General features: G+C 66.1%; 21 protein-coding genes. 14 read left to right on the top strand and 7 right to left on the bottom strand.

Annotated elements, in window-relative coordinates; genetic code table 11:
* Nucleotides 1–127: 127 nt before the first annotated feature.
* The 3 genes from KHP16_RS09680 to KHP16_RS09670 all read left to right on the top strand — a co-directional run bounded on the left by KHP16_RS09680 (nucleotide 128) and on the right by KHP16_RS09670 (nucleotide 3,256).
* Nucleotides 128–1,078: a LysR family transcriptional regulator gene (locus KHP16_RS09680; protein ID WP_211960082.1), complete on the top strand. Its 951-nt coding sequence runs from the start codon at nucleotides 128–130 to the stop codon at nucleotides 1,076–1,078.
* Nucleotides 1,079–1,232: 154 nt separating this feature from the next.
* On the top strand, nucleotides 1,233–1,907 hold the full coding sequence (locus KHP16_RS09675) for a protein-L-isoaspartate(D-aspartate) O-methyltransferase (RefSeq protein WP_211960081.1): 675 nt from the start codon (nucleotides 1,233–1,235) through the stop codon (nucleotides 1,905–1,907).
* A complete protein-coding gene (locus KHP16_RS09670; RefSeq protein WP_179593937.1) occupies nucleotides 1,904–3,256 on the top strand; it encodes an erythromycin esterase family protein in 1,353 nt (450 codons plus the stop codon). The genes KHP16_RS09675 and KHP16_RS09670 overlap by 4 nt, the downstream gene beginning before the upstream one ends.
* 30 nt (nucleotides 3,257–3,286) lie before the next feature.
* On the opposite strand, the gene KHP16_RS09665 is transcribed toward KHP16_RS09670, so the two are convergent.
* The 5 genes from KHP16_RS09665 to KHP16_RS09645 form a co-directional block, all read right to left on the bottom strand.
* Nucleotides 3,287–4,354 carry a linear amide C-N hydrolase gene (locus KHP16_RS09665; protein ID WP_179593938.1) on the bottom strand — a complete coding sequence of 356 codons (1,068 nt, stop codon included), beginning with the start codon at nucleotides 4,352–4,354 and terminating at the stop codon, nucleotides 3,287–3,289.
* A gap of 113 nt (nucleotides 4,355–4,467) precedes the next feature.
* Entirely contained in the window at nucleotides 4,468–7,164 is a 2,697-nt protein-coding gene (locus KHP16_RS09660) for a tannase/feruloyl esterase family alpha/beta hydrolase (protein ID WP_211960080.1), read from the bottom strand.
* Between the two features lie 123 nt (nucleotides 7,165–7,287).
* Nucleotides 7,288–7,479, bottom strand: a complete 192-nt coding sequence (locus KHP16_RS09655) for a hypothetical protein (RefSeq protein WP_109583540.1) — start codon at nucleotides 7,477–7,479, stop codon at nucleotides 7,288–7,290.
* Nucleotides 7,480–7,564: 85 nt separating this feature from the next.
* Complete coding sequence (locus KHP16_RS09650; protein ID WP_211960079.1) at nucleotides 7,565–7,795, bottom strand: hypothetical protein; 231 nt, start codon at nucleotides 7,793–7,795, stop codon at nucleotides 7,565–7,567.
* A gap of 112 nt (nucleotides 7,796–7,907) precedes the next feature.
* On the bottom strand, nucleotides 7,908–8,519 hold the full coding sequence (locus KHP16_RS09645; protein ID WP_109583542.1) for a UdgX family uracil-DNA binding protein: 612 nt from the start codon (nucleotides 8,517–8,519) through the stop codon (nucleotides 7,908–7,910).
* A 317-nt stretch (nucleotides 8,520–8,836) separates the two neighbouring features.
* On the opposite strand from KHP16_RS09645, the gene KHP16_RS09640 reads away from it, so the two are divergent.
* From KHP16_RS09640 to treF, 3 genes are all read left to right on the top strand, one after another.
* Nucleotides 8,837–9,382: a shikimate kinase gene (locus KHP16_RS09640; protein ID WP_109583543.1), complete on the top strand. Its 546-nt coding sequence runs from the start codon at nucleotides 8,837–8,839 to the stop codon at nucleotides 9,380–9,382.
* Nucleotides 9,383–9,464: 82 nt separating this feature from the next.
* Nucleotides 9,465–10,235, top strand: a complete 771-nt coding sequence (locus KHP16_RS09635) for an SDR family NAD(P)-dependent oxidoreductase (protein WP_109583544.1) — start codon at nucleotides 9,465–9,467, stop codon at nucleotides 10,233–10,235.
* Entirely contained in the window at nucleotides 10,222–11,937 is a 1,716-nt protein-coding gene (treF, locus tag KHP16_RS09630; RefSeq protein ID WP_109583545.1) for an alpha,alpha-trehalase TreF, read from the top strand. The genes KHP16_RS09635 and treF overlap by 14 nt, the downstream gene beginning before the upstream one ends.
* A gap of 333 nt (nucleotides 11,938–12,270) precedes the next feature.
* On the opposite strand, the gene KHP16_RS09625 is transcribed toward treF, so the two are convergent.
* Nucleotides 12,271–13,275 (bottom strand): 2OG-Fe(II) oxygenase, encoded by a 1,005-nt coding sequence (locus KHP16_RS09625; RefSeq protein WP_211960078.1) that lies wholly within the window; start codon nucleotides 13,273–13,275, stop codon nucleotides 12,271–12,273.
* Nucleotides 13,276–13,521: 246 nt separating this feature from the next.
* Between KHP16_RS09625 and KHP16_RS09620 the strand changes: the two genes are divergently transcribed.
* The 6 genes from KHP16_RS09620 (at nucleotide 13,522) to KHP16_RS09595 (ending at nucleotide 20,480) form a co-directional block, all read left to right on the top strand.
* Nucleotides 13,522–15,801, top strand: coding sequence for an alkaline phosphatase family protein (locus KHP16_RS09620; RefSeq protein WP_211960077.1), 2,280 nt, complete (start codon nucleotides 13,522–13,524; stop codon nucleotides 15,799–15,801).
* Between the two features lie 91 nt (nucleotides 15,802–15,892).
* Nucleotides 15,893–17,281 carry a cytochrome-c peroxidase gene (locus KHP16_RS09615; protein ID WP_211960076.1) on the top strand — a complete coding sequence of 463 codons (1,389 nt, stop codon included), beginning with the start codon at nucleotides 15,893–15,895 and terminating at the stop codon, nucleotides 17,279–17,281.
* A complete protein-coding gene (locus tag KHP16_RS09610; protein WP_109583549.1) occupies nucleotides 17,278–17,919 on the top strand; it encodes a hypothetical protein in 642 nt (213 codons plus the stop codon). The genes KHP16_RS09615 and KHP16_RS09610 overlap by 4 nt, the downstream gene beginning before the upstream one ends.
* 254 nt (nucleotides 17,920–18,173) lie before the next feature.
* Nucleotides 18,174–19,082: a Bug family tripartite tricarboxylate transporter substrate binding protein gene (locus KHP16_RS09605; protein ID WP_211960539.1), complete on the top strand. Its 909-nt coding sequence runs from the start codon at nucleotides 18,174–18,176 to the stop codon at nucleotides 19,080–19,082.
* 1 nt (nucleotide 19,083) lies between these two features.
* Nucleotides 19,084–19,998, top strand: coding sequence for a PhzF family phenazine biosynthesis protein (locus KHP16_RS09600; RefSeq protein WP_309136561.1), 915 nt, complete (start codon nucleotides 19,084–19,086; stop codon nucleotides 19,996–19,998).
* Entirely contained in the window at nucleotides 19,995–20,480 is a 486-nt protein-coding gene (locus KHP16_RS09595) for a RidA family protein (protein ID WP_109583550.1), read from the top strand. The genes KHP16_RS09600 and KHP16_RS09595 overlap by 4 nt, the downstream gene beginning before the upstream one ends.
* A 24-nt stretch (nucleotides 20,481–20,504) precedes the next feature.
* Here KHP16_RS09595 and KHP16_RS09590 read toward each other — a convergent pair whose 3' ends face one another.
* The gene (locus tag KHP16_RS09590) at nucleotides 20,505–21,356 is read right to left on the bottom strand and encodes a helix-turn-helix transcriptional regulator (protein WP_211960075.1); all 852 of its coding nucleotides are present in this window, start codon (nucleotides 21,354–21,356) and stop codon (nucleotides 20,505–20,507) included.
* 162 nt (nucleotides 21,357–21,518) lie between these two features.
* Between KHP16_RS09590 and KHP16_RS09585 the strand changes: the two genes are divergently transcribed.
* Nucleotides 21,519–22,757 carry an esterase-like activity of phytase family protein gene (locus KHP16_RS09585; protein WP_211960074.1) on the top strand — a complete coding sequence of 413 codons (1,239 nt, stop codon included), beginning with the start codon at nucleotides 21,519–21,521 and terminating at the stop codon, nucleotides 22,755–22,757.
* A 29-nt stretch (nucleotides 22,758–22,786) separates the two neighbouring features.
* Nucleotides 22,787–23,158 carry a cupin domain-containing protein gene (locus tag KHP16_RS09580; protein WP_211960073.1) on the top strand — a complete coding sequence of 124 codons (372 nt, stop codon included), beginning with the start codon at nucleotides 22,787–22,789 and terminating at the stop codon, nucleotides 23,156–23,158.
* Nucleotides 23,159–23,170: the final 12 nt, after the last annotated feature.

Below are 23,170 nucleotides of genomic sequence, written 5' to 3'. Positions count from 1 at the left end.
ACGCACGGCAATCTCCTCGGGAGCGACTCACCGGAAGGGAAAACGCTCATGGTAGTCGTGGCGATGACGGACGTAAAATATATACATCCTCGCATTCATATATCGAACATATATACATGGCCACACCATGGAGCTGAGACACCTGCGTTATTTCCTCGCGGTCGCCGAGACCGGCTCGGTGACCCGCGCCGCCGAACAACTCGGCATCCAGCAACCCCCGCTCTCCCAGCAACTCAAGGCGCTCGAGACCGAACTCGGGGTCACGCTGTTCGAGCGCCAGCCGCGCGGCGTCGCCCTGACACCGGCGGGCACCGCGCTGCTCGACGACGCCAGGGACCTGTTCGCCCGCATCGAACGGATGCGCACACGCATGCAACGCATGGCCCGCGGCGACGAGGGCGCACTGGCGATCGGCTTCACGAGTTCGGCCGCCGCGCACAAGCTCACGCCGGAAGTCCTCCGCGCGTGCCGCCGGCAGTTTCCGCGCGTCACGCTGTCGCTGTCCGAACGCAATGCGGCCGAGGCGATCGAGCAACTGGCCGACGGCAAGCTCAGCGCCGCCTTCGTACGCGCCCCGGTCCAGTTTCCCGATGGCGTGCAGTTCGACCTGCTGCTCGAAGAAGAACTCGTCATCGCCCTGCCGCTCGATCATCCGCTGCTCCGCAAGCGCAATGCGGCCGGGGCCGCCGCGACCACGCCCGTATCGCTGCGCGAACTCGCCAACGATCCGTTCATACTCGTTCGCCGCCCTGGCGCGCCAGGTATGTACGGGGACCTGCTGCGCGAATGCGAGGCGCAGGGTTTCACGCCACATATCGGCGCCGAAGTCGAGCGCATGCTGACCAACCTGAACCTCGTAGCGGCGGGCGCGGGCGTCAGCGTGGTGCCCGCATCGATGGCCGGCCTCAACCGGCATGGCGTCGCCTATTGCCGCATGGCGGAGGCGGACCGGCTGCGGGCGCCGCTGACGCTCGCCTATCGGTCGGCCGATCAGGATCCGGCACTTGCCGCGCTCGTCGCGCTCACGCATCGCATTGCGGCGCGGCATCGCAAGCGTGGAGAAGACGCCACGGGTTGAACCGGGGAGAAACTGCACCCGCTTCACCTCCAAACTACAAGGGTCCGGCCCGGCCGGCCGTTGCCTGTGTCGCCGGGACGCGCCGCATGCCGCCCGGCACGCTTGGCAGGAATCTTGCGCCTCCCTCCTGGCAAGACGCCCCACAGGAGACGCCATGAGTACGCTCGACGAGCGCCGTGGCCGCATGGTGGAATGGCAACTCGAACGCCGCGGCATCCGCGATGCGGCGGTGCTGCGCGCCATGAACGAGGTACCGCGCGAGCGATTCGTCGCAGCCCAGCTCCTCGATAGCGCGTATGACGATGCCCCGCTCCGCATCGGCGCGGGCCAGACCATCTCGCAGCCCTATATCGTCGCCCGCATGATCGAAGCGCTACGGCTTACGCCGCGCAGCCGCGTCCTCGAGATCGGTGCGGGTTCCGGCTATGCCGCCGCCGTGATGGCGCGCATCGCGGCACACGTCACCACGCTCGAACGCCATCCTTGTCTTGCCGATACCGCGCGGGACTGCCTGCGCTCGCTGGCGGTGGCCAACGTGGCGGTTCACGCGGCCGACGGTACGCTCGGCTGGCCCGACGACGCGCCCTATGACGCCATCGTGGCGGCGGCCGGCGGCCCACGCGTTCCCGATGCATGGCTCGAACAGCTGGCGCCGCACGGCTCGCTCGTGATGCCGCTCGGCGATACGCTCGCCCGGCAGGAACTCGTTCGCCTCACGCGCGACGACGGCGGCGGTCTGCGCCGCGATAATCTCGGCGCGGTCGTGTTCGTCCCGCTCGTCGGCGCGCAGGGCTGGCGAGCCGGCGCGGATTCGGAGGTGGTCTCATGACGCAGGGAATTGGCACCGCCGCGGGCCGCGGCATCTCGGAAATGATCGCCGAGGCAGCGCTACCGCTGGCCGATCTCGACAGCCCCGCCTTTGCGGACTGGATCGACACCTTTGCCGATTGCCGCGTCATCCTGCTTGGCGAAAGCACGCACGGCACCGCGGAGTTCTATCGCGCGCGCGCCCGCATCACGGAGGCCCTTGTCACGCGGCATGGCTTCGACTTCGTCGCGGTGGAGGCCGACTGGCCCGACGCCGCATCCATCGATCGCCATATCCGTCAGCGGCCAGCGCCGCCCGACGACGACGCGACGCCGCCGTTCTCCCGGTTCCCGACCTGGATGTGGCGCAATACGGAAATCGCGCGGCTCACCGACAAGCTGTACGCGATCAACGCCGATCGACCGCTGAACCAACGCGTGGCGTTCTACGGGCTCGACATCTACAGCATGCGTGCGTCGATGTCGGCCGTGCTGGCGTACCTGAACCAGATCGACCCCGCGGCAGCCGTGCTCGCGCGCGAGCGTTACGCGTGCCTCGACCCCTGGCGCAAGATGCCGTCGGCATACGGCCGTGCCGTCCTGACCGGCGCGCTCGACACCTGCGAGCGCGAGGTGCTGGCGCAGCTGCGGGACATGCTCGACAAGCGTCTCCACTACGCGCGGGACAGCCGCGACGAGTTCTTCGAGGCGGCCCAGAACGCGCGCCTCGTCGCGTCGGCGGAGCGCTACTACCGCATCATGTATCAGGGCTCCGCGGAGGGCTGGAACCTGCGCGACACGCACATGTTCGAGACCCTGACGCAACTGCTGACCTTGCATGGCAGCAGCTCGAAGGGCGTCGTCTGGGCGCACAACTCGCATATCGGCAACGCGACCGCCACGGCGATGGGCAAGGTGCGCGACGAGATCAACCTGGGACAGCTCTGCCGCGAGGCCTTCGGGACGCAGGCCGCTCTGATCGGGCTCGACACCTACATGGGCACCGTCACGGCCGCGACCGACTGGGACGGCGCCACGGAGACCAAGACGGTGCGGCCCGCGCGGGCCGACAGCTATGCGCACCTGGCGCACGACGCGGGACTGCCGCGCGCGATGCTGGACCTGCGAGCGGGCGCCACGGGCCCGGGCGCGGCCGGCGATACGCTGCGCGCCGCGCTCGAGGTTCCGCGCCAGCAGCGCTTCATCGGCGTCATCTACCGTCCCGAGACCGAGTTCCAGAGCCACTACATGGAGACCATCCTCCCGCAGCAGTTCGACGGTTGGCTGTGGCTGGCCGAAACCAGCGCGTTGGAAGCGCTACCGGCCGCGCGGCGCGAGGGGATTCCCGACACGTGGCCCTTCGGGTTGTAGCGGGGCCGGCCGGCTGCGGCCGTCGCCGGCCTAGCGCACGCTTGACGGCGCGAGAAACCTGAACGGCTGGGCTGGCCGGAAATCGCGCAGCGCGTCCCCGGCATGCACGATGCGTTGTTCTGGCCCAAGGTCCAGCCGCATGACCTTGCCTGTCTCGCGTGAAAAATCGACGCGTTTCAGGTCGACCCAGAATGTATTCGGCGTCAGCGCCGACTCGAAGAAATACAACTGGCGCTTGTGGTCCGCCACCGAGCGCCAGCGCGTCGAGGAAATGTTGGGCTCGTCCGGCGTGGTCAGGCCGAACGGCACGGACACGTTCCGGATCACGCTGAACACGCTGGCCAGCGCGATGACGGGGTCTTCGCTCTTTGGAATCGCGTTGACGTAGAAGCTGGCGCGCGCAAAGCGGTCCGAGGAACGATTGGTTCCGGGCAGAAACGTGGTGCCGCCGATGTTCCGCCAGTAGGCATTGAGCGCAAGCTGCTGGTCGAAGATCGGCGAATTCGTCATCACCTGATACGCGCGGTCATGGTGAATGACCTGACGGCCCCCGATGTACTCGACGATGGCACTGTCCCCCGTGGCGTCGGACATCGACAGATGCAACGTTGCCAGCCGCGACTCTCCGGGCACGTTGTCGGTCACCACCGTGAACGGCTCGGTGCGCAACGCTTCCACAGCCTCGCGGACGGAGCCGAAGTTGTCCAGCACGTACTGGCCCCACGCCGCGAGCGACAGCAGCGGGCGCTTGCCATCGTCGGCAGGGTACGCCGTTTCCACGAGCCACAGCACGTTGACCGAAAGACCCGCTTCGTTGAGCCCGTCGGTGGTCGAAATGTCGTAGCCGGACGCGATCACGCTGCCATAACGCGAGGTCCACCGTATCGCGCGCGGGCCGGCGGCGCCGTCACGCTGCATCCCGCGCGGGAAGATCCAGAGATTGGTTGCAACATCGGACTTCCAGTCCATCGACCGCGCGGTGATCACGTCTCCGCCCTGGCCGATATAAACGAACCGCGTACACGACAGCGCCGTCGCGGGCCATGCCAACAGCATCGCCAGTATCGCCGCCAACCCTTGCACAACACATCGTTTCATGCCGGCCTCCGGAGCGTGGGATCGCCGTGACATTCTAGTCATATCCGCGCATAAAAAAAGGCCCCGAAGGGCCAAGGTCGTTCAACTCCGCGACTTGTCGTTGTGCGTTGGGTTCAATTCAGCAAACCGATCTCGAATTTGCCGCCGAACGAGCCAAACAACAGCCCGCCATTGTTCAGGTAGGTCGCCGTCACGCCGCCACCGGCACTGATGACGCCGAGCACGGGCTGGTTGTACGTCAGCGTGCCCGTGGTGCCGTCACGCGTGATGGACGTGCCGGCCAGTTGCGAGGCGAACTGCGAGCCGTCCGTCGACATCATGCGGAAGTTGCCGTCCGCCGAGCCAGTTGTCCCGGTCGTCTGTTTGGCATACAGGCTCATGCCGAAAGACGTCGCGCTCCGCGTGAGGATCAGCGGCACCGGCGTGCCATTCACGAGTCCGCCGACCACCGACCCGATCGCCGTGCCGCCGGTCGTGCCCGTGGTGGCGCCCGTGTCGAACGCATCGAAGGCATTGCGCGACGCGTTCCACGCGATATAGCCCTTCGTGGTCGTCGTGCAGGCCGCGTCGTACACGATGTAGCCGTTGACCGGATCCTTGCACGTCTGCCACGTAGCCGCGGAGGATCGCATGCGTGCCGAGCCGTTGACCACCGATACCGTGCCGCCGGTGTTGACGATGCCGTTCACGTTGTAGATGTCCGCCACCGCCTTGAAGTCCGCCGTCGTGTTCTGGAACGCCACGAGCGGCAGGAAGCCGCCGCCCGAGGCCGGTGCCACACCGCCGGCCAGCACGCCGCCGCCGGTCAGCGTGAAGCGCGCGCCGTTCTCGTCGCTGTTGTACGTGCAGCCGCTCTGCAGCGTGAGCTGGCCGGTGCGCACGGTCGCTGCCGGGCGCTGCAGGCTGGCGTCGATCGTCACCGTGTAGCGCAGCGTGGCGGGATCGATCTGTACGGTCAGCTCCTCGCCGTTCGTATTGCCGCCCTTCCACGACGTCGGGGTCGCCGGCATGTTCAGGCAAGCCTGCACCGCGCCCGATGCGCCTTCGCACGTGTAGTTGATGGCGGCATCCGCACTGCCGGCGCCCTTGAATTTCGGCCACGCGGGGTACTGGCACAGCGGACGCGTGCGGCCATAGGTGCCCGCATTGGTGTCCATGACCTGCATCGTGCCCGGCGCCACGCCCATCTCGACCCAGTTCTCGAGCGCGGTCAGCGAGTTCCATGCCGGCAGGAAGCTGCCCGTGCCGTGCCCCATGCCCGGCACCGTATAGAAGCGGATGCCCTGGTCGACGGCGGTCTGGCCGACAGTGTTCGTCACGGCCTTGAACCATGCGATCGTCGAGTTCGGGCTGATGACCTCATCGGCCAGGCCGTGCAGCAGGATCAGCCGGCCGCCATTCGACAGGAACGGCGCGATATTCGGATTGGTCGCATCTGTCTGCGCGGACACATCCTGTACGCGGGAGGTCCAGCTGCCGGGGCTTGCCGGATCGAACGTCAGCGTGTCGAACGTGGCGTTGCGCGTGACGAAGTACTTGGTCCACTGGTCGCCCGTCACGTACATGTTGGCGTCCGCCGTCGTGGCCGGATTGCCCGGGACGGCGCGCGTGCCGAGATCGCGCGATGTGAACGGACCCGCCACCAGCGCGCCTTCGAGAATGTTGTAGCCACCGGCAACCGTCACGCCATTCGCCAGCGGATAGGTGAGCTGCAGCGGCTGCTCGATGACCTTCACCGTGGCAATCTGCGCGGCCGAGAGGCACGTGTCGCCGGTGTCCGTGCCGCCGGGGCATTGCAGGCTCTGCAGTACCTGCATCGAACTCAGGCGGCACCCTTCCACGTTGCTGATGACCTTGTCGGCCACGCCGTCGAGCGTGTCGCATGCGGACATGACCGTGTTTTGCACGAGCAGCGTCTTGTTTAGGTTCAGCCAGCCCGCGCCCCCGTTCAGGTACAGCGCGCGGCCCAGGGCGACGTTGGACAGGCGTGTGCCTGTGTAGTTGAGCGCGGGTTCGTTGGCGATGACGCCCGTGTAGTCGGTCGGCCAGCGCTGGATATAGCTGAGCGCATCGCGGCCGCCTGTAGACGTGCCGAGGAAGTACGCACGCGTGGGGGCCTTGCCATAACGCTGCTGGATCAGCGCCAGCGCTACGTCGTGGGTCTTCTTCAGCGTGTCGCCGCCATAGTTGCGCAACTGCTCGTCGTTCGTGGCGAAGCGGCCGTCAGTGATGCTGGTGCTCTGGTGGCCCGAGTCGTCGCCCCACGTCGCGTAGCCGCGCGACAGCGGTGCGGGATCGTCAGGCAGCGCGAAGCGGACCGTCTCGGTGCCGTCGATCAGCGTGCCATCGAAGCCGCCACCGCCGAACTGGATGCCCTTGCCGTTCCACTGCGTCGGCAGGTTGACCGCGAAGTTGATGCTTTGCGAGGCCGGATCCACGGGGGCAATCGCGCCACGGACCTGGCAGTACTCGCCGAGCTTGTTGCCTGTGGCGTTTGCCGCGATCAACGTGGCCGCGGTCACCTTGGCGCCGCCCGTGGCGAGCGCGATCTGTGACGCGCCGACCGATACATTCGCCAGCGCGGCGCAGGCCGCTTGCGCGCTGAGGGCGGGTGGCGGGGTGCCGCCGTTACCACCGTTACCACCGTTGCCCGTGCCGGGATCGCCGGCATTCCCGCCCGCAGGCGGCGGCGTGGTCGCGCCCGTGGCAGGCGCGTCGTCGCCTCCGCCACAGGCACCGAGCAACAAGGTCGCCGCGAATGCGGCCGCCAGCAACGCATAGCGCCGCTGGCCGGATGTTCCGGTCGTCATGGTCTGGTCTCCTCCATGTGTATCCGGTCGAATGGCCGGCTTCACTGGTATTTCGCTTTGGACCGTGACGGTATCACCGGGGGATTGGCACGTAAAATATATGTTTCCTGCGGTATCGATACGTTACGGATATAGCGAAGGATCCCGATCCCGACCCGCACGCGCTGGGCGCGGCCAGGAGACCGCCTGCGGATAGGCGTCCTCGAGCAATTCCAGGTGATACTGCTCCACCGTTACCCCTTCCTTCTCCGCCGCTGCACAAAGCTTCTCGTAAATCTCATCCTCGACCGTAATGGACAGCGTGATTTTTTCCATGTGTGTGGCTCCTACTCCTTCACGCGAGCGTCCGGGTAAGGCCTGGACATTTCGCAAAGCACGTTCGTGTCAACGAGGTACATGTTCACCTCCTGATATCGGCCATGACTTCGTCCCAGGCGCGAACGTCCTCCTCTGTCTTGAGCAAAGGCTCAGCCATCAGGGCCTCGATGAGGGAACGATGCAGCGTTCCATTCATCCTTCCCCGAACAATCTCGTAATGCCTTTCCTCAATGGTCATCTCAAGCTCCTCCGAGTCATTGCGAATGCTTCGGAAAAGCTTGATATCGACGTCTTCCAGAACCAATGTCTTCATCGCGATCTCCTTTGAAGTGGATCAAGGAACCGCGATAGTGCCGCGAAAAGGCCCCGGAAAACGTGTCAGGTTGTGTCAGTGAATTGATCGAAAGCAAGGGTTGCGCATGTTGTCAGCCCGTGTGCCTGGCCGCAGCCCGCACCGCCTGTCGCAGGCTCTTCACGATGCGTTCGAACGCCGCCTCCCGCGAGGTATCGTCGCGTTGGCGCAAGACGAACGAAGGGTGGTAGGTGGCAATGACGATCCGCCCATCGTGTTCGACCGCCTGATCCATCAGCGAAGCGAGCGTGACACGCTTTTCGCCGAGCACCGCCTTGGCCGCCGTGGCCCCCAGCACGACGATGATCTCCGGATTCACGTCGTGGATTTCCCGTTCGAGCCAGTACGAACAGGCCTCGACCTCGCGTTGCCCCGGCGTCTTGTGCAACCGCCGCTTGCCCCGCATCTCGAACTTGAAATGCTTGACCGCATTGGTCATGAACACACTCTCGCGGGCGAGACCCGCGCGGCGCAACGCTTCGTCGAGGAGATGGCCGGCAGGCCCGACGAACGGCGCGCCCTGAAGGTCCTCCTTGTCCCCCGGTTGCTCCCCCACCACCATCACCCGCGCCCGCCGCGGCCCTTCGCCGGGCACGCCCTGCGTCGCATCGCGCCACAATTCGCAACGGCGGCAGGCATCGATATGCGGCTTATCGGCGGGTGGGTCGCTGGTCCTGGAGGTCATGGGAACATCTTCTGGCTGCGGTATCCAGGGCCGGATCAAGACGCGTGCCAGGGGCCAGCCAGCCCGGAACGCCCGGTCTGCGCGAGGCAACGCCGTGAATCGAGCGGGAAGCCGTTCGCAATCGCGAAATTTTTACCGTCAGCCATTAGCGATTCACCAGCGTAATGTCACCAGCGCAATGTCACGAGCGCTCCACGACCCCAGGGAATATGCCTTTCCGGTGCCAGCCTTCGTTTTCCCCCCTTGATTCATGACGCCATCGTGATACCGTTGCGAAAGCGCACGACACGTCGCTCGAATGGGCGGCGACAACGATCTTGGACGACGACAATCTATTCCTCATCGGATTCATGGGCGCCGGCAAAACCACCATTGGGCGCGCGGTGGCCCGCCGGCTCGATCGGCCATTTTTCGATACCGATCATGAGATCGAGTCGCGCTGCGGCGTGCGGATTCCGACGATCTTCGAGGTCGAGGGAGAGGAGGGGTTCCGGCGGCGCGAGACGCGGATGCTCGATGAGTTGACGCAGCAGCGTGGGATCGTGCTCGCCACGGGCGGCGGGGCGGTGTTACGGCCCGAAAATCGCGAAATGCTGCGAACGCGGGGGCGCGTCGTATATCTCGATGCCTCGCTGGCCGAAGTGTGGCGCCGCACGCGGCGCAACCGGAACCGGCCATTGCTGCAAGGCGAGAATCCCCGCGCGCGCATCGAAGCGCTGTACCGCGCCCGCGAACCGATCTATCGGGAATTGGCTCACCTCGTCATGCCCGCCCATCAGGGCAGCGTGGAACAGGCAGCCACCATGGTGCTGCGGCTGCTGGGACTGGAGCCGCCGGGCCCCACGCCATGCGGCTTTGGCTGACACAAGAGTCAGACCGCCGCCGTGAACTTTGCCCGACATCGGTCACTCTCACTGTGATCGGCTTCCATGCGAAAGGGCTTTCATGCGACTGCAAGGCAAGACCGCGCTCGTGACGGGCGCCGCGACCGGCATCGGTCAGGCCATCGCCCTGCGCCTCGCGCAGGAAGGGGCGAACATCGTCGTGGCCGCGCACCATGACAACGCCCAGGCCCAGGCGGCGATCGAAGAACTCAGGCGGACAGGGCGACAGGCATACCTCGTCAGCGGCGACGTCGGCAACGTCGCCGACGCGCGCACGATGATGGATGCGGCGGTGCAGGCCGCCGGCCCCATCGATATCCTCGTCAACAACGCCGGCGTGGAAATTCGCGCCGCCTTCACCGACGTGTCCGAAGAGGACTACGATCGCGTGCTCGCCACCAACCTCAAGGGTCCGTTCTTCCTGACGCAGGCATTCGTCCGCCATCTGCGGCAACGAGGGCAACCGGGCGGACGCGTCATCAATATCAGCTCGGTCCACGAAGAACTTCCGTTCCCACACTTCACGAGCTATTGCGCCAGCAAAGGGGGCCTGCGCATGATGATGCGCAATCTGGCGATCGAGCTCGCGCCGCTCGGCATCACGGTGAACAATATCGCGCCCGGCGCCATCGAAACGCCGATCAACCGCAACCTCATGTCGGACCCGGCCGCAGTGAGCGCGCTGCTGAAGAACATTCCGCTCGGACGCCTCGGTCAGCCGACCGACGTCGCGGGCCTCGCCGCTTTCCTGGCCAGCGACGATGCCGCGTATATGACCGGCACCACGCTGTACGTCGACGGCGGCCTGCTCTGGAACTATGCAGAACAATAACCCGGTGGGGCATCCGCCCGGTCCCGCGCCGCGCCACGCGCACTGCCATTCGCTGGCGCCGTCCGTCACCCACCTGCCTTGCCCCGAACCGCGCACGCTGCACGGTTGTGCCGCCGCCGATGCCGTGTCGCCAGCCGAACGCTACGCGGAGCTGTTCGTCGACATCCAGTCGAGCGGCCTGTTCGCCGACAGCAAGACGTTTCCGGACTGCGCGCCGCTCGAACCGCCCGAGGTCATCCTCGCACGATATCGGGAACAGCGCGACACGCCAGACTTCTCGCTTGCGCGTTTCGTTGACGCGCATTTCGCGCGGGAGCAACTCCCCGACGATCACTACGAGTCCGACCCAAACAGTTCCCTGCGCCAGCACATCGACGACCTGTGGCCGGTGCTGACGCGCGAGCCCAGCGAGCATCCGCCGCTGTGTTCGCTGCTGCCATTGCCGAAGCCCTACGTCGTTCCGGGCGGCCGCTTCCGCGAGCTCTATTACTGGGATTCGTACTTCACGATGCTCGGGTTGTCGGCCAGCGGCCGCCACGACCTGATGCGGGACATGGCGGACAACTTCGCATACCTGCTCGACACGTACGGCCTGATTCCGAACGGTACCCGCACGTACTACCTGAGCCGATCCCAGCCGCCCGTGTTCACGCTGATGATCGATCTGTTCGAGGAGCATGGCATCGAAGACGCGCTCGCCTATCTTCCGCAGCTCCGGCAGGAGTACGCATTCTGGATGGACGGTGTGTCGTTCCTGCGGCCCGGTTCCGCGCATCGCCGCGTGGTGATGCTGCCGGACGGGCACGTGCTCAACCGATACTGGGACGACCGCGCGCACCCGCGCGAGGAAGCGTATCTGGAGGATATCGAAACCGCCCGGCGCAGCGGACGCCCTGCCCACCTGGTGTTCCGCGACCTGCGCGCCGCGGCGGAGTCCGGCTGGGACTTCAGTTCCCGCTGGTGCGATGCGCCGGGTGTCGTCGATGGTACGAACGCTACGCTGGATGCCGACCTCGCGACCATCCGCACGACCTCCATCCTGCCCGTGGACCTCAACGCGCTGCTATGGCACGCCGAGATGAACCTCGCCGAACTCTCGGCTGCCGCGGGCGATGCCGTCGGCGCGGCCCGCTACGAGGATGCCGCCGCTCGCCGTGCAGCGGCCATGAATACCGCAATGTGGGACGATGCCACGGGCACCTTCCTCGATGTGGACTGGCACACCGGCGAACGCCGCCCGCACCTCTCGGCCGCCACGCTGATGCCCTTGTTTGTCCGCCTCGCCACCTCCGAGCAGGCGACGCGCGTGGCGGAGGCGGTAGCCGTCCGGCTGCTCGAAGACGGCGGTCTGGCTACTACGGAATTCACGTCCGGACAGCAGTGGGATCGCCCGAACGGCTGGGCGCCGCTGCAATGGATCGGCGTCAGGGGCCTGCGCCACTACGGGCTCGATGCGCTGGCGGACGACATCGCGAGCCGCTGGCTCGCGACGGTCGCCAGTCTCTACACGCGGGAGTTCAAGCTCGTCGAGAAATACCGGCTGCAGCGGAACAGCGATGGGGCCGAAGGCGGGGACGGCGGGGAGTATCCGTTGCAGGACGGCTTCGGCTGGACCAACGGTGTTGTGAGCGCGCTACTGCAGCATTATCCCGATCATCCCGCGATGGACAGCCGCGCGGGGCAGCCCGACCGCAACGGATGACGATCGCCGACGGCAGCGTCAAATGGCTTGCGGGTGCACGTTTGGGGAGTAACCGGACCGACTTTTTTTAACATTGCATGGAATCGCGTTCTCTTGTTCGGAATGTTGCAATGCGATCCCATTTATCGGGGTTTTCCACCAAACATGCGCCAAGTTCATGCAATAACTCAGCTGAGTTATTGGCGGGCCGCGCCCGACGCGTCACACTCTGCGTCGGGTCGTATCGACACGGCCCGAACGCACTTGGCAACTCTTGGTACCCCGACGGCCCCCGCGCGTCGGGGTATTTCTTTTGGGCGAACCGTTTCTTGTGCGAAGCCGCCCTGGACCGGTCTACATCCCGCCGGCGGCGACAGCGTCCAGCCCGGCTGGCACAAACCGCCGCTGCCGCATCCATTTGGTCACCACCCATTTTTCGCCGGCCGTCACCTCCGACCCCGCATGTAACGTCCGCGCGTCGAGCTGGTTACGCGCGTCGCAGTACTCGAAATAGACCCCATTGCCCCGCCGCGGGGCTACCCCGAAGCCGAGCTCCGGAAACACGGTATCGCCGCCGCCGCGCACGTCATTGAGGTAGATCACCAGCGTGCTCACCCGCTGGCCGCTGCGCGCGATCGACGCCTGGTTGGCGGCATTGGTCGGCAGCAGGAAGTCGAAATGGGGGGCGCTGCGGGCGCCCTCCGCGTAGCGCAGCACCTGCAACCCCTCGCCGTTCTCTACCGGCATGCCCATCAGCGCCGAGATCCGCCGGTCGAGCCGCGCGACCAGCGGGTTCTCTTCGAGCCGGAAGAACATGCCCTCGCTCGTCCGGTTGCCGCTGACCATGTCGAAGCCCGTGGACGGATCGACGGTCGTCGAGGCGGTGAGGCGCGGCCGGGCCGTCTCGATCAACGCCTCGCACTCGTCATGGCTCAGGACACCCTCGAGCACCACGATCAGGGGCTCGTCCATGCGCGACAGCACGCGCACGTCCCGGTCAGCGGACGCAAGCACTGGCCCCTTGCCGATACGCGGCCCCTCACCGGCCGGTGACGCCTGCGCGGAGGCCGGCAACGAGGGCGGCAACGAGGGCGGCAACGAGGCTGGCAACGAGGGCGGCAAAGAGGCTGGCAACGTAAGCGCGCCGCGCGGCAGCGGCGAGCCATCGCGCAGGCACTGCGCGATGGCGGCTACGAGTTGTCCGGCAATGTGGGCGTCGAATTGCTGCGCGGCCAGTGCGTCCACGATGTCCTTTGGCGGATGCCCTGCCCCGAGGCTGCGCGCGATCCAGTCGCCGAGTGCGTCCGAGAAATGGATGGTGGTCTGCTGGGTGGTCTGCTGGGTCTGCTGAGTGGTCATGGTGGGGAGGCATGACGCCCGCCGGATGGCAACAGCCGCGCATTATTGCCGCGCATTTCACCTGACGCAACGTCCAGACATTCAGCCACCGTCCCGTCATATAGTTTCAGATGAAATCAAATTGTCATTTACGACACCTAGTATCGCGCCTGCCGCTACACGGCGCGACGGCATGCCTCCGTCAGCTATCCCTCAGAGAAATCCCACAGAAATCCCACGCTTAGCCGTTACACGCAGAGGTCAGTCATGCATAAGAACACGCCATATCGTCACCTGGCTCCATTCCCCAAGCCCCACAGCGCCGCGATTGGCGCGCTCACCGCCCTCACCGCGCTTTCGGCGGCCGCGCTGCTGACCGCATGCGGCGGTGACGATTCAAGCGCCAGCAACGGCACCAGCGGCACGACGACGCCGGCATCGGTGACCGTACAGGGCAGCGTCGTCGGCACGGCCATGAAGAACCCGATGGGCGCCGCCGCCTCGAGCGCCTCGGGCGTCGATTACGCCAAGTCGACCACCGGTGACGACGTCGACCAGAAGCCGACGGCGATTGCCTATGGCAACGCCACGGTGTGCGCCGACGTGAATGGCAATGGCGTTTGCGATCAGGGCGAAGCCAGCACGACCACCGCGGCCGACGGCACGTTCAAGCTGACGGTGCCGCAAAGCGTCACGGGCACGAGCCTCGTGGCCACGGTGGGCACGAACAGCACGTTCGCCGATCCGAACCAGAGCGGTACGTCCGCCAACGTCGCGAAGAAGATGGTTCTGCGCAGCGCGCCGGACCAGTCTCTGAACGGCGCCAACGTCGTTATCAGCCCGCTGACGACCGAGGTCGTGCGCCTCATGCAATCGGAGAAGCTGACCTATGCCGACGCCACGGCGCGTCTGGCAGGCCGCCTCAGCTTCAACAACGACACGGCGCAATCGACGGATGTCACGGTCAAGGCCACGGACGTGGTGGCCAATGCCGGCAGCGTGGCCGATGCCAACGCCAAAAAGGCGCTGCTGACCGAAGCCAACGCGCTGGCCAACCGCTTTGCCCTCGCCAGCACGATGCTGGATCGCGGCTATGCCTCCGATGCCAAGACCGATCCCGTGACGACGCTGGCCGCGGCGCAGGACGCCGCGTTCAACCCGGAAGGGATTCCGCGTTACGACCACCTGTTCGTGGTCATCTTCGAGAACCACAGCAACCAGACGATCGACAACCCATCGTATCCGAACCTGTATCGCTATCTGAATCAGGAAGGCAACAAGGCGGCCAACTACTTCTCCACGGGTAACCCGAGCGAACCGAACTACATCTCGCTGGCGAGCGCCGACGACTGGGGCGTGTCCGACGACAGCCCGTGGAACTGCCTGCCGACCGGCAACACCGCCGATGCGCCGACGGACACCTTCGTGCCGCTGAGCGCCTGCACGAACACGGCCATCCACAACCTCAAGAACCGCCGCAACCTGTTCACCGCGACGTACAAGGCCGGCCTTTCCACGCGCGTCTACAGCGAGTCGATGGACCCGGGCCAGGACCCGCGCAAGGACGGCGCCGGCAATTCGACCATCATGGGCGCCAACACGAGCAACGGTACCAACACGCTCGAGCCGATGATCAGCAGCCTGTACAAGACCAAGCATCATCCCGCCGTCAACTTCGACGACGTGCGCAATCGTCCCGACTTCTTCAAGAACCTGGCGCGCTCCGTGGGCGGCGGCCAGTGGGATTCAGCGATCGACGCTTACGCGAAGACCAACAACATCACGTGGAACACGCATCAGTTCGAGGACGATCTGAAGAGCGGTGATGTCGGCGCGCTGAACTACATCGTGCCCGACCAGTGCGACGACATGCACGCGACCGGCAGCGCGGTGGCGAACTGCACGGGCGGCACGGCGATCATCAGCCGTGGCGACCTGTACGCCAAGTACCTCGTCGAGAAGATCCAGGCGTCGCCGGTGTGGAAGAACACCAACAAGCGCTCGGCCATCGTCATGATCTTCGACGAAGGCACGAGCTTCTTCGGCAGTTCTTCGTGCTGCGGCTGGAACGTCGGTGGCCTGCAATCGTCAGGCGTGCCGCTCGGGGAGAGCAACACCACGCCGGTGCCGACCTACTCGAAGTCCAACCGCGGCGACGGCCCGACCATCTTCAGTGTGCTGACCAACCAGCCCACCGCGCCGAAGAAGGTCGTCGACTCGGACTCGTACAGCCACTTCTCGTTCGTGCGCACGATGCAGGACATGTTCGCGCTGGCGGACCCGGGCGTGAACACGTCCTACATGAACCGCTCGAAGTACACGGAGAAATTCATCGCCGACAACCTCGCCAACCTGGCCGAATACTCGGGCAGCGGCGATACGCACTTCGATGCGGTTCGTCCGATGAATCACACGTATGTGATGAAGGCCGGCGATCGCGTCTCCGGCGGCGCCACGGCCGGTAGCGGCGGTAGCGGCAGCTTCAACAACGGCAATGTGGCGTCGGGCCCGGACAGCACGCAGACCAACATCTTCGCGCTGCGCTGATCCCGCCGACGGTCGCGGTCCCGCGGCCACGACCGTCCGGCGTTGCTTGTTGCCTCTTTTTCTCATCGGCGCGCTGCCACGCGCTGCAGTCATGCGTAAACTCCCCCTCGTTTTCTGCCTTGCCGCCGCGACGTTGTCGATCGCCGCGTGCAAGGGGCAGCGGCAGGCCAGTGATGCCGCCGCTTCAAGTTCGGCTCCGGCCCCGGCTCCGGCTTTGGCTGCCGCTGCCGCGCCGTCCAAGCTCTCGCCGGCCGCGCAGGTCGGCCAGCGCATGTTCTTCGATCCGTCGCTCTCGGGCTCCGGCCGCATGTCGTGCGCCACGTGCCACGATCCTTCCCACGCCTATGCGCCCGCCAACGACCTCTCGGTGCAGCTGGGCGGCGCGGACTTGAAGCAAGCCGGTACGCGTGCGGTGCCGACGCTGATGTACAAGGATTACACCGACCCATACTCCGATGAATTTCAGAACCCCGACATGATCAGCCCGCCAGCGCCCGGCGGCGGCATGACGTGGGATGGTCGCGCGAACACCATCGCGGAGCAGGCCGCGATACCGCTGCTGGCCGCCAACGAGATGGCGAACCCGAGCCCGGAGGCTGTCGTTGCCGCCATCGAGCATGGTCCCTACGCGGGGCTGTTCCTTCAGGCCTATGGCGCGGACGCGTTTGCCGATCGCAAGCGCGCCTTTGAACTGGCCGGCGCGGCACTGCAATCGTTCCAGACGGAAGACCGCAGTTTCCATCCGTACTCAAGCAAGTTCGACCTGTTCCGCAACAACAAGATCGGCGGCTCGCTGACCGAAGCGGAATTGCATGGCCTGCGCCTGTTCGTCGACCCCAACAAGGGCAACTGCGTGGCGTGCCATTTGATCGGCGGCGGCAATGGCGGTAGCCAGGACATCACGAGCGACTACTCGTTTGCCGCGATCGGGGTGCCGCGTAACAAGAACATTCCGGCCAATGGCGATCCGGCCTACTTCGACATGGGGCTGTGCGGGCCGCTGCGGACGGATCATCTGCCGACCAAGGCGAACAAGGGCGAGGGCTGCGGGATGTTCAAGACCCCCATTCTGCGCAATGTCGCCACGCGGCATGCGTTCATGCACAACGGCGTGTTCCATACCCTCGACGAGGTCGTGCACTTCTACAACACGCGCGACACAGAGCCCGAGCGCTGGTATTCCCGCGATGCGCACGGCAAGGTGCGCAAGTTCGACGATCTGCCGGCGCGTTACCAGGCAAACATCGACGACCAGATGCCGCTCGACGGGCGTCGTGCCGGCAGCAAAGCGCCGATGACGGAGGACGAGCTCAAGGATCTCGTCGCCTTTCTGAACACGCTGACCGATGGGTATGTCGTGCCGGCGGATGCCAGGCCTGAGCCGAAGGTAGGCGTGTTCGGCCCCGCCACGCCGCAAACGCCAGCCACCCCGGCGCCCACCCCCACCCCCGCCTCCATTCAGAAGACCGCCGCACGATGATTCGCCGTCCGCCTTTCCACGCGCTCGCCCTTGGCGCCGCGCTGGCCGTCACACTCGCCGCGTGCAAGCCCGCGGCGCCCACGAACGACACGTTCGCGCGCGCACTGGCCGCGCATATCGACAGCCACGCCGAACTCTGCGTAGGCCGCCATGCATGGCCGATCGACGTGCCGGACGTTCCCGAGCGGAACATGCTGCGGGATTACCAGCAACTCAGTGCGCTGGAACACGCCGGACTCGTCTCCCACGAAGCGGGCCTGACCATGAAGCGCGACCGCCACGACGGTACGTTCGACACGGTGCCGGCGTGGCGTTACGCACTGACTGACACGGGCCGCACGTTTTTCAAAGCCCATCCCGAAACCGCCAACGCGCACGCGGCGGGGATGCCGGACCTCTGCTACGGCAAGCTCCGCCTGCAAGAGGTCCGCGGCTTCACCCCCATCCAGCGCGACCCCGACGCGCGGCGCGATATCACCACTGTCACCTACACCTACACGTTCGACGCCGCGCCGTGGACCCACGACGAGGCCGTCCAGCGGGCGTTTCCGGTGTTGGCAAGGGTGGTCAATGGCAGTGGGAAAGATGCATTGCGGCAGGAGATGATGAACTCGCCCGAGGGGTGGGTCGCCCGCTGATCCTGGGAACTCGATGGTCCGATGTGGGGAGACGCACGAGCGCATCTATGCCGATCTTGAAGACGCGCAGGAAATGCGGTTGTCGTCATGACGTCGCATTTGGGATCAACCCTGTCGTATTCCGGTTCGCGCGTACCCATCACCCTTTCTAGACTCGGCACATCCATTACCGGGAGCCTGCCGTGTCATTCCTACCCAAGACCACCCTCTCCCGCCGCGCGCTGATCGCGGTGGTGACCGCCGTGTGCGCCAATATGGCGCATGCCGACGTGTGGCCGGCCAAGCCGATTACGATGGTCGTGCCGTTCCCCGCCGGCGGTGGGACCGATCTCGTCGTGCGGTCCATTCAGCCGTTGTTGCAGCGTGAACTGGGCCAGCCCGTGGTCATCGACAACCGCAGTGGCGCTGGTGGCACGATCGGGTCCGGGTTCGTCGCGCGTGCCCCGGCGGATGGGTATACCGCGGGCGTCATCACCACAAGCACGCACGCCGTCAGCGTCGCGATTTATCCCAAACTCCCGTACAACCCGGCCAAGGACTTCGCCTACGCCGGGTTCATCGGCACCTCGCCCTACGTGCTCGCGGTGAACAACGACCTGCGCGCGAAGGACACGAAGGCGCTGATCGCGAAGCTCAAGGGCGAAAAGACGCAGCTCAGCTTCGGTTCGGTCGGCGTCGGCACCGTCTCCCATCTGATTGGCGAGCAGTTCCAGAAGGTCGCCGGCGTCCCGCTCACCCACGTGCCCTACCGCGGCGCCGCGCCCGCCTACACGGACCTTATCGGTGGCCAGGTGCAGATGATGTTCGACAACCCCGTCGGCCTCGCCCCCTACATCAAGTCCGGCAAGATCGCGGCCATCGCCACCACAGCGCCGACCCCGCTGCTCGCCGACGTGCCGACATTCGCCAGCCAGGGCGTGCCGGGCTTCGAGCAGCAGCTCTGGTACGGCATCGCGTTCCCCAAGGGCACGCCGTCCGCCATCGTGGAGCGCTTCAACGCCGCGCTGAACAAGGTGCTGTCGGACAAGGCAGTGGGCGACGACCTCGCCAGCAAGGGCGTGACCGCCCGCCCCGGCACGCCGGCCGCGCTGCAGGCTGCGGTGCAGAAGGACACCCCGTACTGGGGCGCGATCGCCAAATCCGTGGGAGCCACCGGTGAGTGAGGTGACGCTAATCCGTGTGTTCGTACGCGGCCCCCGCGACAGAAACGACGTCTTTCACGCGAACGGCACCTTGCGGGCCGACATGGCCGAGCGCGCCATCGGCGGCAACCCCGTTCCGCTCGTCGCCGACGCACGCGGCATGACCGCATCCGACATGCAGGGCATCGCCGCGTCGTACGGCCACGAGTCCGCGTTCGTGCTGCCCAGCGAGCGCGGCTGCGACTGGCGCCTGCGCTTCTTCGTGCCGCAGCACGAAATGGAGATGTGCGGCCACGCCACGGTCGGTACGCTGTGGGCGCTGCGCCAGTGGGGCGAGTGGACCCAACCCACCGCCACCATCGAGACCCTGAGCGGCGTGGTGCTCGCGCGTTGGGATGAAGCCGAACAACGCGTATGGATCTCGCAACCGGAAGTTCGCCTCGATACCTTGTCCCCATCCGACAGCGCGCGCGTCGCCACGCAACTCGGCCTGCCCGCGGACGGTTATGCCGCCGTCAATGCGAGCACGAGCCGCGTCAAGACGCTGATCGAGCTGCCGTCGGTGGAGGCGCTGGACGGCCTGACGCCGGATTTCGGCACGATGGCGTCCCTGTGCGAGTCCATCGGCTCGACGGGGCTTTACCCCTATGCATTCGGCGGCGTCAGGCAGGACGGCAAGCGGATCGTGCATGCGCGCCAGTTTCCCAAGTCCTCGGGATACCCGGAGGATGCCGCCACGGGCATCGCCGCCGCCGCACTGTGGGGATACCTGGCACGACGCGACACGCGCGGCCAGAGTCCGCTGGCTTCCATTGCGGTATGGCAAGGGGATACCATGGGCAGCCCGTCGGAGATTCTTGTAGCGCCGCGCCACTCCGAACTGGGCGAGCCGGCGGGATGCTGGCTCAGCGGCAATGTTGCCTGGAGTCATCCATGACGATCCAATCGCCCGAGGCGCGGCTCGCGGAAGCCGGCTTCGTCCTGCCCGAGGTGCCGACGCCGAGAGGCAACTACGCGCCATTCAGCGCGATCCCGCTTGGCAGCGGACAGTGGGTGTCGATCGCGGGGCAGGTGTGCCGCCGCAACGGCGTCGCGATGAGCGGACAGTGCGCCACGGAGACGGATATCGAACCCGCGCAGCGCGCGGCGGAGGTCTCGATGCTCAATGCGCTCGCGGCACTGCGCATGGCGTGCGGCGGCGAGCTGTCGCGCGTGCATCAGGTGGTGCGCGTGCGGGGCTTCATCCGCGCGACACCGGAGTTCACGCGTCACCCAGCCGTGCTGGATGCCGCGTCGGCCGTGTTGCGTATCGCGTTTCCCGAGCACGACCTGCCCGCGCGGACCGCGCTCGGCGTATCGAGCCTGCCCGATGCGGCCTTCATCGAAATCGAAGTCGATGCCATCGTGACGACGGTCTGACCGTTCGGGAGGGCTCAGGACGGTTCAGTCCACGTCGCGCAGGAGGCGGTGCAGGTGACCGCTGCTGGCGAAGCCAAGCTGTACGCTGACCTTCGCCGCCGTCTGGCCCGCCGCGAGCAGCGCGCGGGCATGCGACGCGAGCATGCGGCGCCGGATTTCCACGGGGCTCGCCCCGAGTTCGATCTGGCAGGCGCGCTGAAGCCGGCGGATCGACACACCGAGATCGGCGGCCACGGCATCGATCGACGGCACCGGCTGGTCGCGCTCCAGCGCGGCATGGAATCGCCGGACCATGCGCATCACGATCGATGCGGGTTCGGCCGGCAAGGCAGCCGGCAGCGAAGGCAGCCGTCCCATCACAATCTGTTCGACGATCGCCCGCACCAGAAATGCCGCGCTCTGGGCCGTAATCGTGGGGGCGAGCAGGGCCTCGAGCATGGCTACCGTGGCCGCGTCGAGGTGCAACGCGCCGAACTGCCGGCATTCGCGCAGGCGGTCTGGCGGAAGATACAGTTCGCCGTGATGCTGCCGGCCGGGATCGGAGGTCGTCACATGCGTGGTCGATGCCGGCAGCAAGACCGCCGTGCCGCGCACCAGCATCGCATCGTGCGTGCGATGCTGGGGGTGGCCGTGATCTTGCCCATGATGGTGCGTAACACCATCCGCGACATCGCCCGCCTCGCCAGGCCCGGCGTCCGTCCCCGATGCCGGCGACGCATCCCACATCGTCCTCAGCCTGCCCGCGCGCGGCCACAACAGCATGCCGCAGTCGTGCATATGCCATGCACGCTGAAATCCGGGCTGACGGCTCTCGTGCAACGCGAAGCCGTGGCTGGCGGTCAGGTGGAGTTTCGGGGAAAGATGGGGGCGAGACATGCTGCCGATGATACTAGGAATCTCCGGGCCATCCGATGCCCACCATCCCACCCGTCGCTCAGGATCAGGCCGCCCCGGACGGCGCGGCCATAAAAACCGGGGAGGGCTGCAAAGCCGTGTCACGTGTGGCTGGCACAATCGCAGACCGATTTGAGCGACGAGATGAGCGACAAGATGGGCGACAAGATGAGCGACAAGATGCGCGACAAGAAGCACGGAAAGATTTTTTTTACCATGCCCGCCCGCCTGAACCCGACTCTCCTGAAGCAGACGCTGGCCTGTGCGCTCGGTGCGCTGGCGCTGCTGACCGCGCCGATCGTGCAGGCGGCGGACCGCGCCGTGGGCAGCCTGCGGTTCATCGGCGAGCAACGCATCGCGTCCGGTCTGATGTATCGGGACACGGCCGTCGGCGGGCTGTCCGGACTCGACTACGATGCCGCCTCGGACACGTGGTACCTCGTCACCGACGACCGATCCGAGAAAGCCCCCGCGCGCTTCTATACGGCCAGGCTCCACCTCGATGCCGACGCCTTCCACGGCATCACGCTGACCGGCGTCTCCCTCTTCACGCAACAGGACGGCAAACCCTATCCATCGCGGCTGCGGCAGGTGTTCGCGCGCGGCGAGATCGCGGATTTCGAGTCGATTCGGATCGATCCGACGGATCGTACCTTCTGGTACACGAGCGAGGGCGACTGCATCACCACGCACCGCGATCCATCGATCACGCATGGCTCCGCCGCCGGCGCCTTCATCTCGCGCATCGAGCCGCCCGCGATGCTGCGGCTCTGCCATCCGATCGGGAGCGGTTCGCGATTCAATGCCACCTTCGAGGGCCTGACGTTCTCGGCGGATGGCCGCACGCTGTGGGTGTCGATGGAAGGGCCGACGCATGAAGACGGCCCTCTGCCGACGGTGGAAAGCGGCGCGTTCGGCCGCGTGACCGAGTTCTCGCGCGATGGGGCCGTGCTGCGTCAGGTCGCCTATCCGATCGATGCCGTGGTCCCCGTTCCGGCACAGGGCAAACACGGCGAGAATGGCGTCTCCGACATGCTGGCTGTGGACGAGCACCGTTTCCTGATGATCGAGCGCGGCGCCGCGCAGGACGAGAACGGCCGCTGGAGCAATGACATCCGCCTCTACGAGATGGATATCCGCGACGCGACCGACGTGAAAGACATGCCCGCGCTGCGCGAGGGCACCTTCAAGCCCGCGACCAAGCGACTGGTGCTCAATCTCGAGGCGCTGTCGTTGCAGCGCCTCGACAATATCGAAGGGATTGCCTGGGGCCCGAAGCTGCCAAATGGCCACGATACGCTCGTGCTGGTCTCCGACGACAACTTCCATCCCCCGCAGGTCACGCAATTGCTGGCTTTCGAGGTGCTGCCGCCGGTAAACTGACGCGCTTGCACCCCAACACCGGTATCCCCATGACCACGACCCCCGCCCTGATCGACTTCCGCACCGAACCGGCGCCCGCGCATGACCGCCCGAGCCCGGACCGGCTCGTCAAGGGCAATCCGGATCGCACCACCTGGACGCACTACAGCGCCGAGCGCGGCGACTTCGACTGCGGCATCTGGGCCTGCGAGCCCGGCGCCTGGCGCATCGTGTTTCCGCCGACCAAGGAAGAGTTCTTTCACGTCATCAGCGGACGCGTGCGCATCGCCGACACGGCCGGTCATGCCCGCGAGTTCGGGCCGGGCGACGCCTGCGTGATTCCGTCCGGCTTCGAAGGCACCTTCGAGGTGATCGAAGCCGTGCGCAAATACTTCGTCGTGCTGGACCGCAGCGCCGCCTGAGCGGCGAGTGGC

Source organism: Cupriavidus plantarum (assembly GCF_905397285.1).
Taxonomy (GTDB): Bacteria; Pseudomonadota; Gammaproteobacteria; order Burkholderiales; family Burkholderiaceae; genus Cupriavidus; species Cupriavidus plantarum.
This window is presented reverse-complemented; position numbering and strand designations above follow the sequence as displayed.

What these genes read in the sequence shown, in the direction of transcription:
- KHP16_RS09650 (WP_211960079.1), bottom strand. Translation starts at nt 7,795, where the DNA reads ATGAAGACATTGGTTCTGGAAGACGTCGATATCAAGCTTTTCCGAAGC.
- KHP16_RS09670 (WP_179593937.1), top strand. Translation starts at nt 1,904, where the DNA reads ATGACGCAGGGAATTGGCACCGCCGCGGGCCGCGGCATCTCGGAAATG.
- treF (WP_109583545.1), top strand. Translation starts at nt 10,222, where the DNA reads ATGCAGAACAATAACCCGGTGGGGCATCCGCCCGGTCCCGCGCCGCGC.
- KHP16_RS09645 (WP_109583542.1), bottom strand. Translation starts at nt 8,519, where the DNA reads ATGACCTCCAGGACCAGCGACCCACCCGCCGATAAGCCGCATATCGAT.
- KHP16_RS09585 (WP_211960074.1), top strand. Translation starts at nt 21,519, where the DNA reads ATGAGCGACAAGATGGGCGACAAGATGAGCGACAAGATGCGCGACAAG.
- KHP16_RS09655 (WP_109583540.1), bottom strand. Translation starts at nt 7,479, where the DNA reads ATGGAAAAAATCACGCTGTCCATTACGGTCGAGGATGAGATTTACGAG.
- KHP16_RS09665 (WP_179593938.1), bottom strand. Translation starts at nt 4,354, where the DNA reads ATGAAACGATGTGTTGTGCAAGGGTTGGCGGCGATACTGGCGATGCTG.
- KHP16_RS09595 (WP_109583550.1), top strand. Translation starts at nt 19,995, where the DNA reads ATGACGATCCAATCGCCCGAGGCGCGGCTCGCGGAAGCCGGCTTCGTC.
- KHP16_RS09580 (WP_211960073.1), top strand. Translation starts at nt 22,787, where the DNA reads ATGACCACGACCCCCGCCCTGATCGACTTCCGCACCGAACCGGCGCCC.
- KHP16_RS09605 (WP_211960539.1), top strand. Translation starts at nt 18,174, where the DNA reads ATGGCGCATGCCGACGTGTGGCCGGCCAAGCCGATTACGATGGTCGTG.
- KHP16_RS09660 (WP_211960080.1), bottom strand. Translation starts at nt 7,164, where the DNA reads ATGACGACCGGAACATCCGGCCAGCGGCGCTATGCGTTGCTGGCGGCC.
- KHP16_RS09625 (WP_211960078.1), bottom strand. Translation starts at nt 13,275, where the DNA reads ATGACCACTCAGCAGACCCAGCAGACCACCCAGCAGACCACCATCCAT.
- KHP16_RS09615 (WP_211960076.1), top strand. Translation starts at nt 15,893, where the DNA reads ATGCGTAAACTCCCCCTCGTTTTCTGCCTTGCCGCCGCGACGTTGTCG.
- KHP16_RS09635 (WP_109583544.1), top strand. Translation starts at nt 9,465, where the DNA reads ATGCGACTGCAAGGCAAGACCGCGCTCGTGACGGGCGCCGCGACCGGC.
- KHP16_RS09680 (WP_211960082.1), top strand. Translation starts at nt 128, where the DNA reads ATGGAGCTGAGACACCTGCGTTATTTCCTCGCGGTCGCCGAGACCGGC.
- KHP16_RS09590 (WP_211960075.1), bottom strand. Translation starts at nt 21,356, where the DNA reads ATGTCTCGCCCCCATCTTTCCCCGAAACTCCACCTGACCGCCAGCCAC.
- KHP16_RS09675 (WP_211960081.1), top strand. Translation starts at nt 1,233, where the DNA reads ATGAGTACGCTCGACGAGCGCCGTGGCCGCATGGTGGAATGGCAACTC.
- KHP16_RS09610 (WP_109583549.1), top strand. Translation starts at nt 17,278, where the DNA reads ATGATTCGCCGTCCGCCTTTCCACGCGCTCGCCCTTGGCGCCGCGCTG.
- KHP16_RS09620 (WP_211960077.1), top strand. Translation starts at nt 13,522, where the DNA reads ATGCATAAGAACACGCCATATCGTCACCTGGCTCCATTCCCCAAGCCC.